Source organism: Nostoc sp. 106C (assembly GCF_002154725.1).
GTDB lineage: Bacteria > Cyanobacteriota > Cyanobacteriia > Cyanobacteriales > Nostocaceae > Aulosira.
This window is the reverse complement of sequence record NZ_MTAW01000047.1, coordinates 1-14048: the sequence shown is the minus strand read 5'-3', so window position 1 is coordinate 14048 and position 14048 is coordinate 1. Positions and strand designations below refer to the sequence as shown.

At 39.7% G+C, this 14048-nt stretch carries 13 protein-coding genes and 3 pseudogenes; 10 read left to right on the top strand and 6 right to left on the bottom strand.

Features of this window, described 5'->3' with window-relative positions:
- Positions 1-135 precede the first annotated feature (135 nt).
- The 4 genes from BV375_RS03435 to BV375_RS03420 all read left to right on the top strand — a co-directional run bounded on the left by BV375_RS03435 (position 136) and on the right by BV375_RS03420 (position 3623).
- Positions 136-1482: a cytochrome P450 gene (locus BV375_RS03435; protein ID WP_086757293.1), complete on the top strand. Its 1347-nt coding sequence runs from the start codon at positions 136-138 to the stop codon at positions 1480-1482.
- 86 nt (positions 1483-1568) lie between these two features.
- On the top strand, positions 1569-1898 hold the full coding sequence (locus BV375_RS03430) for a hypothetical protein (protein ID WP_086757288.1): 330 nt from the start codon (positions 1569-1571) through the stop codon (positions 1896-1898).
- A gap of 189 nt (positions 1899-2087) precedes the next feature.
- Positions 2088-2672: a YdeI/OmpD-associated family protein gene (locus BV375_RS03425; RefSeq protein WP_086757283.1), complete on the top strand. Its 585-nt coding sequence runs from the start codon at positions 2088-2090 to the stop codon at positions 2670-2672.
- Positions 2673-2807: 135 nt separating this feature from the next.
- Positions 2808-3623, top strand: coding sequence for an SDR family oxidoreductase (locus BV375_RS03420; protein ID WP_086757281.1), 816 nt, complete (start codon positions 2808-2810; stop codon positions 3621-3623).
- A 44-nt stretch (positions 3624-3667) separates the two neighbouring features.
- Here BV375_RS03420 and BV375_RS03415 read toward each other — a convergent pair whose 3' ends face one another.
- Both BV375_RS03415 and BV375_RS03410 read right to left on the bottom strand, forming a co-directional pair.
- Positions 3668-5110, bottom strand: coding sequence for an SAM-dependent methyltransferase (locus BV375_RS03415; RefSeq protein WP_086757279.1), 1443 nt, complete (start codon positions 5108-5110; stop codon positions 3668-3670).
- Positions 5107-5409: pseudogene (locus BV375_RS03410) on the bottom strand (restriction endonuclease); the annotation flags it as partial. The gene BV375_RS03415 and the pseudogene BV375_RS03410, both read right to left, overlap by 4 nt.
- Positions 5410-5528: 119 nt before the next feature.
- Between BV375_RS03410 and BV375_RS03405 the strand changes: the two are divergent.
- A complete protein-coding gene (locus tag BV375_RS03405; RefSeq protein ID WP_086757277.1) occupies positions 5529-6176 on the top strand; it encodes an EcsC family protein in 648 nt (215 codons plus the stop codon).
- Between the two features lie 270 nt (positions 6177-6446).
- On the opposite strand, the gene nifD is transcribed toward BV375_RS03405, so the two are convergent.
- Both nifD and nifH read right to left on the bottom strand, forming a co-directional pair.
- Entirely contained in the window at positions 6447-7829 is a 1383-nt protein-coding gene (gene nifD / locus BV375_RS03400; RefSeq protein ID WP_086757275.1) for a nitrogenase molybdenum-iron protein alpha chain, read from the bottom strand.
- A 151-nt stretch (positions 7830-7980) separates the two neighbouring features.
- Positions 7981-8730 (bottom strand): annotated as a pseudogene (gene nifH, locus BV375_RS03395) (nitrogenase reductase); the annotation flags it as partial.
- Between the two features lie 39 nt (positions 8731-8769).
- Here nifH and xisF point away from each other — a divergent pair.
- Positions 8770-10137 (top strand): fdxN element excision recombinase XisF, encoded by a 1368-nt coding sequence (xisF, locus tag BV375_RS03390; protein WP_086757271.1) that lies wholly within the window; start codon positions 8770-8772, stop codon positions 10135-10137.
- On the opposite strand, the gene BV375_RS37465 is transcribed toward xisF, so the two are convergent.
- Positions 10091-10285, bottom strand: a complete 195-nt coding sequence (locus tag BV375_RS37465; protein WP_143841974.1) for a hypothetical protein — start codon at positions 10283-10285, stop codon at positions 10091-10093. The genes xisF and BV375_RS37465 overlap by 47 nt on opposite strands.
- 599 nt (positions 10286-10884) lie before the next feature.
- Between BV375_RS37465 and BV375_RS38615 the strand changes: the two genes are divergently transcribed.
- The 3 genes from BV375_RS38615 to BV375_RS38610 all read left to right on the top strand — a co-directional run bounded on the left by BV375_RS38615 (position 10885) and on the right by BV375_RS38610 (position 12084).
- Entirely contained in the window at positions 10885-11007 is a 123-nt protein-coding gene (locus BV375_RS38615) for a hypothetical protein (protein ID WP_279432896.1), read from the top strand.
- Between the two features lie 532 nt (positions 11008-11539).
- Positions 11540-11851 carry a hypothetical protein gene (locus tag BV375_RS03380; protein WP_243713833.1) on the top strand — a complete coding sequence of 104 codons (312 nt, stop codon included), beginning with the start codon at positions 11540-11542 and terminating at the stop codon, positions 11849-11851.
- Positions 11852-11949: 98 nt separating this feature from the next.
- Entirely contained in the window at positions 11950-12084 is a 135-nt protein-coding gene (locus tag BV375_RS38610) for a hypothetical protein (protein WP_279432895.1), read from the top strand.
- Between the two features lie 20 nt (positions 12085-12104).
- Here the strand turns inward: BV375_RS38610 and BV375_RS37995 are convergent.
- A pseudogene (locus BV375_RS37995) lies at positions 12105-12191 on the bottom strand (IS5/IS1182 family transposase); the annotation flags it as partial.
- A gap of 265 nt (positions 12192-12456) precedes the next feature.
- Between BV375_RS37995 and BV375_RS03370 the strand changes: the two are divergent.
- Positions 12457-13506: a GHMP kinase gene (locus BV375_RS03370; RefSeq protein WP_086757267.1), complete on the top strand. Its 1050-nt coding sequence runs from the start codon at positions 12457-12459 to the stop codon at positions 13504-13506.
- The last annotated feature ends 542 nt before the right edge of the window (positions 13507-14048 follow it).

Sequence of the window (14048 nt, the reverse complement as noted above, 5' to 3'; positions counted from 1 at the left end):
GTTTCGTCAATACCACAACATCATAATTAGCGATCGCTCTCAGTCGAGAGGTTATTTGCTACAACATTTAGCTATCATCAACCTATATCCCTCATCTAGAGTTGAATTATAGGCATAACGCAGAGGGGAAATGTTATGTTGAGTCAATTACCGAATAGCATCACCAGCCCTTCTTGGTGGCAACTCATCAATTGGATTGCCGATCCAATCGGATTTCAGCACAGATATAGCCAAAAGTATGGAGACATTTTTTCCATGCATCTGAGTGGAATCGGATCTTATGTAATCATTGGCAATCCCCAAGCCATTCAAGAAATTTTTAACCAAGATTCTCAATTTGATATCGGTCGCGGGAACGAACTTGCTAAACCTCTCCTTGGGCAACATTCTTTGATGTTAATGGATGGCGATCGCCATCGACGAGAACGAAAATTATTAATGCCTCCGTTTCATGGAGAAAGATTACAAACTTACGCCAAACAAATCTGTTTAATTACCGAGCAAATCGCCAGCCAATGGCAAATCGGTCAACCATTTATCGTTCGGTCTGCTATGCAGAAAGTTAGCCTAGAAGTGATTTTACAAATTGTTTTTGGTTTAAGCGAAGGGGAACGTTATCAACAACTTAAACCCTTACTCACTGCTTGGCTAGATATGACCGATTCTCCTCTACGCTCCAGTATGCTATTTTTCCAATTCTTACAACAAGATTGGGGCAATTGGACTCCTTGGGGGCGAATGAAACAAAGACAACGCCAAATTTACGATTTACTGCAAGCAGAAATTACCGAGAAAAGAACAAAACAAGATGAGCAGCGTGGCGGCGATGTTTTAAGTTTGATGATGGCAGCGCGGGATGAAAATGGGCAAGCAATGAGTGATGAAGAATTAAGAGATGAACTGCTAACAATTTTATTTGCTGGACATGAAACCACTGCAACTACACTTGCTTGGGCTTTTTATCAAATTCATCAACATCCAGATATTTTAGAAAAATTGCAGCACGAATTAGACAGCTTGGGCGATAGTCCCAACCCAATGGAATTTGCTCAACTTCCCTACTTAACAGCAGTCACTCAAGAAACACTGCGGATGTATCCAGTCATTCCAGGTCTATTCCCACGCATCACCAAATCACCCATGAAGATTGGCGGATATGAATTTGATACTGAAACCACCTTAATGCCCAGTATCTACCTTGTGCATTACCGAGAAGATTTGTATCCCAATGCTGAACAGTTTAAACCAGAACGTTTTCTGGGGCAGCACTATTCCGCTTCGGAATACCTACCTTTTGGTGGCGGAAGTCGGCGGTGTTTAGGATTTGCCTTAGCTCAGTTAGAAATGAAATTAGTCCTGGCAACTGTTTTATCCAAATATCAACTTTCCTTAGCGGAGAATAAACCTGTGAAAGTGCAACGTCGTGGGTTTACCCTTTCTCCAACGGGTGGTGTACGAATGGTGATGACTAGAAAACGTTGAAACTTTTTTAGTTCAAAGTTAAGTTAACTTGGGGTTATCGGTGAAGCGATGTCTTCGACGGTAAAGTACGCAGTTTAATTAAGCAAGTGTCAATACCAAAACGAGGTACAAGAAAAATTGTAGTTGATGGAGAGCCTTTTATTTGGCTGATCCGAAGACAAGCCACCAACTCTCAAGCAGATTATTGTTGTGGGTATATTCATGTTGCAGTAGAACATGCTCAAGAACCTGGTTCAGTGTTAGCGATCCGCACTGATAAACCACACTCCGAAAATTGGATAACTGAAGTCAAACCTGTGAAACCAAAAGATGTAGCTAGATGGATATTGCAAGCAATGGAATCTGGCTGGCAACCAAAAACTTTAGGCGCGCCATTTATTGTTCAAGTAGTAGGAGAGTGTATAGCAAAAGTGTGAAGTTATATCATGTCCGGCAAATTACTTATGATATGTCATTGCGAGTGCAACGCAGTGGAACAAAGCAATCACAAGGTCTCTGCGATTGCTTAACTCCGTTCGCAATGACAAGTATTTAACCAGACTTGATATTAGAAGTTTGAGGCAAATTATGATTGATGAGAAAGTCTTCTCTGCTAAGTTTCTGCTATGCCACAATTTGATAATCAACTAAAAACCATTTATGCCAAAGACCGTCAAGAATGGCGGGAATGGTTGGATAAAAATCATCATAGTTATGTCGGTGTATGGCTAATCTACTACAAAGTCAAAAGTGGAAAACCAAGCGTCAAATATAGCGAAGCCGTAAAAGAAGCCTTATGCTTTGGTTGGATTGACAGTAAAGTTAAATCTTTGGACGAAGAACGATATATGCAAATATTTAAACCCCGAAAACCAAAAAGTGTCTGGTCAAAATTAAACAAGCAATATATTGAAGAACTCATTGCCCAAGATTTAATGACTGAAGCTGGTTTAAAAAAGATTGAAGCTGCAAAACAAGACGGTTCATGGACGAGTTTAGATGCGATTGAAGCATTAACAATCCCAGCAGATTTACAACTAGCATTAACAGCAAATGAAACTGCTAACAGGTATTTTGAGGCGTTGAGTAACTCATCCAAGAAAAATATCCTCTTTTGGATTGATAGCGCTAAACGTCCAGAGACAAGATTGAAGAGAATTGAGCAAACTATAACATCAGCAGCACAGAACAAAAATCCATTGATCCGCTAACAATAGCGATCGCGTTGAATACAATCAGCTAAGTAACTTCCTTAGAATTTTTAAAATATTTAGTATTTTTTGATACTACATACCCAATTATGCTTAACCGTAGAGTATAGTCAATTATTTACCCTCTCCGAAGCGATGCCTAAAACAGTCCTCATCACCGGAACATCTAGCGGTATTGGTAAACTGACTGCAATATACTTTGCTCAACAAGGGTGGAACGTTGCTGCAACCATGCGTAACCCCAGCAAAGACAAAGAATTGTGCAACTTATCTAATGTCAAGTTATATTCCTTAGACGTTACAGACAATCACAGTATTCAGAGTGCGATCGCATGTGCTATCCAAGAATTCGGTAAAATTGATGTCTTAGTTAACAATGCAGGTTTTGGTGTAGATGGCGTATTTGAGGCGATGAACGATGAAATTATTGAGCAGCAATTCAATACTAATGTGTTTGGATTAATGCGAGTCACCCGAGCCATCATTCCCCATATGCGTGACCAAGGTGGCGGTACAATTATTCAAATCGCCAGTATGGGAGGGCGAATTACTTTCCCGTTATATAGCATTTATCACGGTTCAAAATGGGCAGTAGAAGGATTTAGTGAAGCCTTGCACTATGAATTAGAACCCTTCAATATTAAGGTTAAAATCATCGAACCAGGCGCGATTAAAACTGAGTTTTACGGTAACGGTCGCCAGTTTATCATGAGTGATGATTTGCCCATGTATAAATCGTTAGTCGATACAGTAGAAAAGGTTTCCCAGGAAGCTGGTAGAAATGGGGAGCCGCCGGAAGTAGTTGCTAAGGTGATTTTTCAAGCTGCGAGCGATCGCAGCAGCAAGATGCGTTATTCTGTTGGTCAACCTGCGCCACTGTTGCTGATGCTGCGTAAACTACTACCCGATAGCTGGTATTTTTCTATCATTAAACGTAGCTATAAAATATAATGTCAGACTTTGAGAGCCAGGCGATCGCAATTTTAACTATCAAATTAAAATCTTGCTTTGCTTAAGTCAGTCAAGTTTAAGCAATTTAAAATACTAGACTTGATTGGACGCTTTTCATCCCAAAATATTAAAGAAGAATAGAAGTCTTTCGCTAAGGAAGAAGTTAACAGTTGAAAAGTTTTATCTGCAACTTGCTCATCATCAAAGCTGAGGAAGTAAACAGTATCATCGAAAACCGCAGGCTTTGCTTCTATTTGACCTATCAATCTAAAATCTAATTTTTTGTAAAGCCCACAAATTGCAATTTTCCAAGGTGAAAAAGTATATGAACCGACACCAAAAATAGAAAATCGAGGATTTTTTTGATAAATCTTACTTTTTCTTTTATCTAGATATTTTGCATGGCTTTCCAGATAGTTCCATGTTTTAGGAGCCGAATCTTTTATATACTCAGTAGATTCACCAACAAATTTCTGAGTAACTAAAATATATCTGTCAATAGCCTGTATTTGGTTCTGAGCAACATAAGAACCCTTAAGTAAAGGGAAAATATAAGTTTCTTCAATATCAACAGTTTCTCCCAATCCATTGACAAGAGTATTATTAATTTTGCGAAATTCCATCACACTTGCGCAATCATGTTTAATGCCAGAACGCCATTTTGTTTCAGATTTTACATCATAAAAGTCTTTGAGCTTTTCAAAAGTTATTATATTTCTGACAAGGATATTATTCCGATAACCTATTCGATAATAATCTGAGCTTTCAAAGCTACTGAATACATCACAAAAGTAGTTTTGTGAATTTAAATCAAATTTACAGAAAAATAAACAAGCGTCAACAGTTGCATCAAAATATTTTTTAGCATCTATTTTGTAAGTGCCACAGTAAGCAACATTTAATTTTTTATCATGAAGGTAGCCCAATATTTTTCTGGTAACAGAAGTCTTGCAAAGCATAGCAAGGTAAGCATTTCGCTTCTGCAACCATTGAACAACTTGGATTAGCATCCACTCTGATATATCAAAGTTACTCTTACCTGTAATTGCATTTAATCCACTGTGATTTTGAAAGTTTTTCTTTTCAGGTAGATTCTCCCCGCTAATAATGCCCTGCTGTGAATTGGTCACCCAAGGAAAATTACCAAGCACTAATGTTTCTTTTTGGAATTGGCTTGTTAGTGATGACCAATCAAATTGAAAAAAATCACTATGTTTAATTTCAATTCTTTCATCATTCAAAAATTGACTTTTTCTTTTTAGCGCTTCTAGATAATTAGAATTTATTTCAACACCGATAATTTTGCTGGCTGATGGAAATGAAGAGGAAGCAGCTTCAATAAAATTACCCACTCCACAGGTTGGCTCAACTATAACATTCGGATTTACACCAAGTTCTACCAGCTTTTGACATACCTTCTGAGCTAGTTCTATTGGTGTTTGGAAGTCTCCATATTCTATTTGTGATTTATGTGCAATACGAGTCATGGGTTAATTCTGTAAACAGAAATTATACCGTCTTCTTGACCAGCGCGTTCTATTACTCTTCCATACTGGAGCCGCCATTGCAAAGCATTAGAAATAGTCAAAAATCCTTGTACAGGTGGATTTATCAATATTTCATCGGCGATGTTACCTGCCTCAATTTCATCTACGGGTAGATTGCGATCGCTCATAAAGGCAATTAAATCATCTTTATTACCTTCATTCGCCAAAATGTTACGAAGTTCCCTAGTCATCTGAAAATCTGCTGTCCTTTCAGCACTCACGTAAATCGTATGCAAAATCTTTAGTATTCTTGCAAGAAGAACTTATTTGTAAATTTACAAAGAACTAGAGATATTGCGGTAGTTTTATCACAGAAGCTTGAGATAGAAAAGGTTAGTATTTACAAAACTTAAATTCTATGGCTCTAGCTAACGTAGACGATGATAACAACAATCCCATAAAAGCAACTCTTAAATGGATAGCTGATGCTGGAATTAACGGGTTGGGGGTTCTACCACCTGCGGAGAAAGTTGCAGCAGACCACTTGAGCAAAGCCGCTAATGTTGAAGATGCTATTAATTCAGTTATTGCGTGGCGAACTACGTATGCTGCTGGCACGGGTTTTATCACTGGATTAGGCGGTATTGCCGCAATGCCTATTACTATTCCGGCAGGTTTGGCAGCATCCTATGCCCTTGGAGCCAACACAGCAGCAGCAATAGCTCACCTTAGAGGATATGATATCCACTCTGAACAAGTGAGAACAATGGTACTTTTATGCCTAATCGGTGAAGCTGGTGAGGAGATTCTGAAAACCGCAGGTATCACGATTGGCACAAAGGTATGTCAAAATTTAATCAAGCAGATACCTGGTAAAGTTTTGATTGAAATTAATAAAAAAATTGGTTTTCGGCTAATCACTAAGGCTGGTGAGAAAGGTGTAATAAATATTATGAAAATGCTGCCTCTAGTAGGGGGTGTTGTTGGAGGCACGTTCGATGGCATATTTGTGAATAGTTGTGGATCAACCGCAAAAAAAGTATTTGTTCGAGCGTCAGGTAAATAACAACAGTTAGTGCGACTGCTTTCTTTATCATATTGTTGAGTGAAAGCGATCGCATCATTTAATCTAAAAAATGTCATTCAAAATAGTTTTTAATTTAACAGTTTTCCTTTAAAACTCATGCAAGCAAAATCTCAAAACCATACAGAATAAGATTTGTATTGTCTAAAGTATCAAAAAAGATTGTTAGTCGATAACGCTGCAACTTGCATTTAGGCTATAAATAGAAGCTTTTTTCTACCGCCACCAAAAAACCTGCTAGAATCGAGAGTTCTAAGAGCGATCGCTAGGTTCGGAGTAATCCCAAGAGTGCATTTGACGGAAAGGAAGACCCATCTTTTGGAAAACGTACTTCTCTTTCACACCAGAAGCAATCAAATCTGGCTTGAGTGCTTTAACAAACTCTTCAAATTCGTAAGCAGTAACGTCGTCGTAAACGATGGTGCCGTTTTCGATGTAGTGAGTGGTACGTTTGTAGTCGTCATTATGAGCGAACTCATAACCTGTACCAATCATTTTCATACCCAAATCTTGGAAAGCGGGTACAACGTGGCGAGGACGTAAACCACCAACCATCATAGCGACGGTCTTACCTTCCAAACGGGGGCGATACTTCTTAACGATCGCATCCATTGTAGGCTGATACTTGGCAATAACCTTCTCAGCGTTTTCTTGGATCTTTGAGTCAAATTTAGAAGCGATTTCCCGTAATGATTCAGCAATCTTGGTGGGACCGAAGAAATTGTATTCCAACCAGGGTATGCCGTATTTTTCCTCCATGTGACGGCTGATGTAGTTCATCGACCGATAGCAGTGGATGAGGTTCATCTTCACATTGGGTGTCATCAACATTTCGTTGATGGTGCCATCACCAGACCACTGAGCGACTACGCGCAAGCCGATTTCTTCTAAGAGGATGCGGCTAGCCCAAGCATCACCACCGATGTTGTAGTCACCAATGATGGCTACATCATAAGGAGTACCTTCAAACTTGAGTGTGCCATCTTTCTTGGCTTGATCTGCTCTGGGGAATACCCAGTCACGGATCATGTCGTTAGCAATGTGGTGACCCAAAGACTGAGAAACACCACGGAAGCCTTCGCAACGTACAGGTACAACAGGCTTGTTAATTTCTTTAGCTGCTTTCTTAGCAACTGCTTCGATGTCATCCCCAATCAAACCGATGGGACATTCAGATTGAATGGAAACACCACGGCTGAGGGGGAAAAGAACTTCGAGTTCTTGAATCAGCTTAAATAGTTTCTTGTCACCACCGAAAACGATATCACGTTCTTGGAAGTCAGAGGTGAAGTGCATGGTACCAAAGGTATCAACACCAGTTGTACCAATGTAGTAGTTACGACGACCAGACCAAGACCAGTAACCGCAACCAACAGGCCCGTGGCTGATGTGGATCATGTCCTTAATAGGACCCCAAACCACACCTTTGGAACCTGCATAAGCACAACCACGGGCGGTCATTACACCAGGAAGGGACTTAATGTTAGACTTAACGCCGCAGTCGGACTTACCTTCTTCGTATACGTTTAAGTGCTTTTCCCGTTTTTTCGCTGCTTTTTCGGGATAGGCGTTGAGAACTTCTTTAATTAGTTCTTTTCTTTCTTCAATGATGTTTTGATTTTCTGGAGGAGTCATCTTTAGTCTCTCTTGCTCCTAAGGAACCGGGATAGTCAGGGAAGGGGATTTCCCCTATGGGGTTGGGGACGCTGAGTCCCCTTGGGGGATAAAAGTTAGATCAAAGGTAAAAGGGAAGTGATGCAGATGTTCCCTTTTCCTAAAACATGGCTTACTTAGCAGAAACTTCTGCTGGCTTACCAATGATCTCTGCGTGCTTGGTATCGTCGTCGAGAATACCAAATTCAACCAACAATGCTTCTAGCTCGTCCATTTCGATGGGGGTGGGGATGGTGAGCTTCTCGTTGTTGATGATCTTCTTAGCTAGAGCGCGGTATTCATTACCCTGATCGCTGTCAGGTGCGTACTCGTTAACAGTCATCCGACGCAATTCTGCGTGTTGAACGATGTTGTCGCGAGGTACGAAGTGAATCATTTGGGTGTTCAAACGTTCTGCCAGGGTTTCGATCAATTCGATTTCCCGGTCAACTTTACGGCTGTTACAAATCAAACCACCCAAGCGCACACCACCAGAGTGAGCATATTTGAGAATACCACGAGCAATGTTGTTAGCAGCATACATCGCCATCATTTCACCAGAGGTAACGATGTAGATTTCTTGTGCCTTACCTTCACGGATAGGCATAGCAAAGCCACCGCACACAACGTCACCCAATACGTCGTAGGATACGAAGTCTAGGTCTTGGTAAGCACCGTTTTCTTCTAAGAAGTTGATGGCGGTGATAATACCACGACCAGCACAACCTACACCGGGTTCAGGACCACCAGACTCCACGCACTTAACACCACGGAAGCCGGTTAATAATACTTCGTCAAGTTCTAAATCTTCTACAGCACCGCGTTCAGCGGCTAAGTGTAGCACTGTGGTTTGAGCTTTACTGTGGAGCATCAAACGGGTGGTGTATGATTAACAAAGTGGTCAGTAAATCAATGGGGAGTTATGCGGGTAGGTTACGTCAGAGTATCCACAAGAGAACAGGCAGATACAGACGCACTAGAACAACAGACAACCCGGATTAAAAAAGCTGGGGCTGTTTTGATTTTTTCAGATGTCGAGTCTGGAAGGTCAGATAAGCGCACAGAATTTAATAAGATGCTTGCGATGTGCAAGCAAGGGAAAATCACTGAAATTGTAATTACTCGCATAGATCGTCTGGCACGGAGTGTAATAACGATCCATCGAACCCTTGTAGCACTGGAAGAGTATGGAGTTAAGTTAGTAGTTCTTGATGCCCCAGTTGACCCATCATCGCCTTTTGGATGGTTCTCTGTGAATCAAATGGCAGGCTTGGCTGAATTTGAATCGAGATTACTTTCAGATCGGATTAGGCATGGATTAAATTACTTCCGAGAACAGAAGAAAGCCAGTCCCCGTCCGCCATTCGGGTATCGGAGGGTGAATGAGAAATATGCACCAGATATGACATTGCATGAATCTGGTAAATCTCATTGGGCGATCGCATCTGAAGTCATTGACTATTTTTTATCTGGCAACGCCACATTAAGAAGTACCGCAGTCTATATACTAGATACTTACGGAATTTCATGGACAGCAGCCGGATTGAGGTATTGGTTAACTAGCCCAGTACTACGTGGGCATACTGCTTACAATATGCGAGGTAATCTCAACAAACCCGAAAAGTGGGAGGTATATCAAGACACTCATGAGCCGCTACTTTTTCAGGAAAAATTTAAACTTATACAGAAAAAATTGTCAGATAACCAACACAAGTACAGTTACGGCAACAACAAAAATAGTACTAAAGAGGCATTACCCTTATTAGGACAAATCATTTGTGGTGACTGTGGTTATCAATGTTTTTGTAAAAAAACAAAGTGGTCAACTTATCGAGTCAGGTGCAAAAAACACGAAAATCTAGGAGATGCTTTCTGTAAGAACAAAACTAGTACGTACCTGCCAGATATTATTTCAGTCGTAGATGCTGCTTTAACTGCTCGATATGAAGAAGTTAAAAACTATACCGTTGAGAGTATTGAAGTTCCGGCAGATAGCCCAGAACTAACTACCAGATACGATCAATTGAAAATGCTGCGGCAGATGCCCCAAAACCCCATTATTCAATCAGCTATTGACCAAACGCTGTTGGAGATTCAAACAATCAAACAAAGGGAAGTTGCTACTATCCAAATCAACGTCGCTTTGGTAAGTACTTTGTCCACATGCTTTGGCAACAAAAAATATTGGGAAAGCTTGACCAGCAAGGATAAGAGAGCAATTTACCAAGAACTGGTAGAAAATGTCACTGTTTTGAATGGGGAAGTACTAGGGGTGAAGTTGCTGCTATAAGTCCTTCCGATTCCATCCTAGAGAATTCCTTCTCAAAATCTTCTTCGCTCAAAGCCATGAGACGTTTAATCTCTGGCATTTCTAGATCGCGAATTTTGGAGAATCTCAAGGCGGTGCGGAGTAGTATCTGTGCTGCTGTTTCTTTCATGGGTACGAGTGAAGCGCTAATTTTAAGTTAATCGACAGCGCAGAAATTTCTGTTAATGGCAAGCATTTGAGGTCAAATACGCTTGAGAATCCAATGTGGGCTACCACCAGGAATGCGATGCCTGCGGCAACCCCTGCGGGGAACACACTTCAATCCCTTAATCCTATCTTTGTACTCAACTGTGCAACCGTTAAAATAACCTTTCTCAGAGTCAATCTCTATAACTTTGGCAGTAACTACCCAGTTGTTGTCAGAGTGCTGCAAGGTAGGGTAACAACGTATACGACAACCCACTTCCAACGGAACCAGGACTTACGCAACTGGCACAGGCGAACGCTAAATTTTAGTACATGTGTATTAGCATAACTGACGCAACTGGTACAGGGCGATCGCTATTTAGTAGTACATTAGTATTCTAAGAGGCATTTGCCATTGATAGAACACAGTGGCGTTCACAAAATGTATTTGTAATTAGTTTAATAGAACAAAAAAGAGCCATACCAGTGTATTGGCTATTGTTACCCAAAAGAGGATATAGCAATTTGGGAGAACAGAAAAAATTAATTCGCCCACTGTTGCAGTTATTTAAGGGATAGCAAATGCTAGTTCTGGGAGATAGAGAATTCCACAGTATCAAACTAGCCAATTGGTTACATAGCAAAGGAATTGACTTTGTATTACGTCAAAAACAAGGTACTGAATTAATTAATGATACATCATGAATCATAGTACCTGGTTAAAATATTTAAATTGCTATAACAATACTTAATTTATCAATATCTATTAACTTAACTAAACTAATTTGAGTTTTTAGAGAATTTTAGCAGTAAGTAACTATTCTTAGAATAGTACGTATTTACTAAATTTCTTATCCACGTTGCTACTTTTGCTATTTTGTAGCATTTAACTGAAAAATCACATCAAATTATTCAGAATATAGTCTTATTTTAAATTTTCTCTTAAAAGTCATTTTTCTAATAGAAAGTAAAACGGATATTGGCACAAGTTTTACTATTAATAGTGAAAATTGCTCGCTTTTTTAGCAGTGGTTTTTCAGAGCAAATGCATCACTAGGGGCGATTTTATCATCTTTCCTTAGTTACCTGTAAAATTTAAGATTAATCTCGTCAGTTATGCTTTTTAGCCGATGAAGATACTCAATAAATGTGAAAATATGGTAAACATTCGAGCCAAAATAGTCAGGCTAGACCGTCAAGTTATTGCATTAATTGGTCAGCGTTTATGAATAACCCTATGTCATATGAACATGAGCCAGACTTTCATTTATCTATTCAAGAGAGCCTAAAACAGCTTTCCGTTCAATTGGGATCGCCTTTGGACGAAACATCAGTCATGCAAATATACCAGAATGCATCCGATCTACTCAGCCACCTTTCCCCATCACCCCTGACTTTTGCCCGTGTTGCAGGAACATTATTGGTTTACCAAGTCCAGGACACAGAACCAGAAGAGATAAAGTGGTTCAATACCCAAGTGAAACAATGCTTGGACGAAGAAGAAGTTGAGGAGTTGATTGAATCCATCTATCGCACTGATACCTTGTAATTGCTCCGCGCCATCGCAGCGGTTAAGCTACAAAAAATCTGGAAATAGTTCTGCTATCTTTGCTTTGGGGGTAGCGATGCCTTCTCCTAATGCATTGTATGATTCAGATACTGCGCGAGCGCGGCGATCAAGTTGTGGCTTTGCCGCGATCGCAGCAAACAGCAACACAAGTAACTAAATTAGGTGCTAAAGCTATCCGAGGCGATCTGCTCAACAAGCAAGCAATGATTTAATGTGATGTTGTCTTCCATATCAGCCAACCAAAAGTGCGCTCGACTACCCAACGTTTTTTAAGCAAAACAAAGCCTTTGGCTTCTTGTGCTCGCAGAACTACCTGCACAATCTAGGGCGCAAAAGTTCATCACCCACTGCATAAACGGCTCACCGTCAAAGCCACCATCTACCCAGATTGTAATAAACAGGCTAAATATAAATATTTTAGCTAAGTATTTGAAGTAAGTCAGTCGAAATACTTTCATTTTGTTAATTTTCAATCAGCAACTTCATGACAATTGATAACAACTTTGAATCATTAGTTCCGCTTGTAATATTTTTGTAATTTGCCAAACAAGAGATATACCCCAATTAACAACAGGAAACCTAAAATGAAAATTTTTGTTCCAGGTCGTCTTTGTTTGTTCGGAGAACACAGCGATTGGGCAGGAGAATATCGCAAAATCAATCCAGAAATCGAAAAGGGTTACACCTTAATTGTGGGTACTAATCAAGGAATTTACGCTTCAGTTAAAGTTAATTATACTGAGTTGATTATTCGTGCTTCTCTATGTGATGGCGGACATTATGAACCGTTCAGATTACCTATGGAATCTAATACCCTTAAGTCAGTAGCTCAAGAGGGTGGTTTTTTTAGTTATGCGGCTGGTACAGCTTATCAATTTCTGATTCACTATGGTGTTGGCGGACTTGAGGTTAATAATTATCTAACTGACTTACCTATCCAAAAGGGATTATCTTCTAGTGCTGCCTTTTGCGTTCTGATTGCTCGAGCTTTTAATCGTCTTTATGACTTAAAGATGACAATTCGTCAAGAAATGGAGCTGGCCTACCTAGGAGAAAGAACCACTCCTAGTCTGTGTGGCCGTATGGATCAGGCTTGTGCTTATGGAAATCGCCCAATATTGATGATATTTGATGGGGAGCACATCGATCTAAGGGAACTTACAGTTAGCAAAGATTTGTTTTTTGTGATTGTCGATCTTGGTGTTAGCAAAAACACACAAGAAATTCTTAGAAGATTGAATGATTGTTATCCTTTCGCTATTAATACTCAACAGCAAAATGTCCAAAAATATTTAGGTTCTATTAGTTCAATAATTACCCAGCAAGCAGTTGAAGCACTACAACTTGGAGATGCCAAACTCCTGGGAGCTTTAATGACAAAAGCTCAAGCTGAATTTGATCGGCATGTAATTCCAGCTTGTCCTTCTGAACTAACTGCAAATAAACTGCATCTCCTTCTCGATCATGAGCCTTTAAAACCTTATATTTTCGGAGGAAAAGGTGTAGGCTCTCAAGGTGATGGAACTGCACAACTGATTGTTAAAAATAAAGATTGTCAAAGAAAAGTTGTCGAAATTATTCAGCAAGATTTTCCGCAAATGCAAGCATTAAAGTTAACTATTCCCAAAACATAAATTACTTATCCTGTACTAAATTAATAGTACAATATATTCACCTTTTTGTGCTTTTAAAGGGTGATGTGAAAGATTTACAACCTGGTACTTCAATCACTTTTAACCTGCTGGATTCGGTTTTTTTAGTTAAAACCCACTGAAGGAGTAGATTTTAAGCTTGAAAAGTAGATGTTTTATTAATGACATCAAGTGTATAGTTGTCATCCTTCAGTAGGAGGACGTACTTCCCTAATCGTTTTTCTAGGATGGTGAAAGCCGATTGTTGGCTAAGACAGTCTGGTAACAAAAGAGAAGTCACGCATTCAAACTTATAAACCCTGAATAAATTTGGCTTCCTTTATTTTGAATTGCTATTAGTTTGACAATTAGCTCAAAGCAGGAACAAGCAGACTTTCGTTAAGACGGGATTTCTATAAATCAGGATAGTCAACCTAAAACCGAATATTGATCAAAACTTTGCTGATAAAAACTGTTCCAGGATTATTGACTGGAGTTTAGACTAAATAGCCGACCTAAAAAGAAAAATAGGGGGTGTGATTGAA

Excerpts from the sequence above, each read along its gene's own strand:
- BV375_RS03435 (WP_086757293.1), top strand. The coding sequence starts at position 136 with ATGTTGAGTCAATTACCGAATAGCATCACCAGCCCTTCTTGGTGGCAA.
- BV375_RS03425 (WP_086757283.1), top strand. The coding sequence starts at position 2,088 with ATGCCACAATTTGATAATCAACTAAAAACCATTTATGCCAAAGACCGT.
- BV375_RS03420 (WP_086757281.1), top strand. The coding sequence starts at position 2,808 with ATGCCTAAAACAGTCCTCATCACCGGAACATCTAGCGGTATTGGTAAA.
- BV375_RS03415 (WP_086757279.1), bottom strand. The coding sequence starts at position 5,110 with ATGACTCGTATTGCACATAAATCACAAATAGAATATGGAGACTTCCAA.
- BV375_RS03405 (WP_086757277.1), top strand. The coding sequence starts at position 5,529 with ATGGCTCTAGCTAACGTAGACGATGATAACAACAATCCCATAAAAGCA.
- nifD (WP_086757275.1), bottom strand. The coding sequence starts at position 7,829 with ATGACTCCTCCAGAAAATCAAAACATCATTGAAGAAAGAAAAGAACTA.
- xisF (WP_086757271.1), top strand. The coding sequence starts at position 8,770 with ATGCGGGTAGGTTACGTCAGAGTATCCACAAGAGAACAGGCAGATACA.
- BV375_RS37465 (WP_143841974.1), bottom strand. The coding sequence starts at position 10,285 with ATGAAAGAAACAGCAGCACAGATACTACTCCGCACCGCCTTGAGATTC.
- BV375_RS38615 (WP_279432896.1), top strand. The coding sequence starts at position 10,885 with ATGCTAGTTCTGGGAGATAGAGAATTCCACAGTATCAAACTAGCCAAT.
- BV375_RS03380 (WP_243713833.1), top strand. The coding sequence starts at position 11,540 with ATGTCATATGAACATGAGCCAGACTTTCATTTATCTATTCAAGAGAGC.
- BV375_RS38610 (WP_279432895.1), top strand. The coding sequence starts at position 11,950 with ATGATTCAGATACTGCGCGAGCGCGGCGATCAAGTTGTGGCTTTGCCG.
- BV375_RS03370 (WP_086757267.1), top strand. The coding sequence starts at position 12,457 with ATGAAAATTTTTGTTCCAGGTCGTCTTTGTTTGTTCGGAGAACACAGC.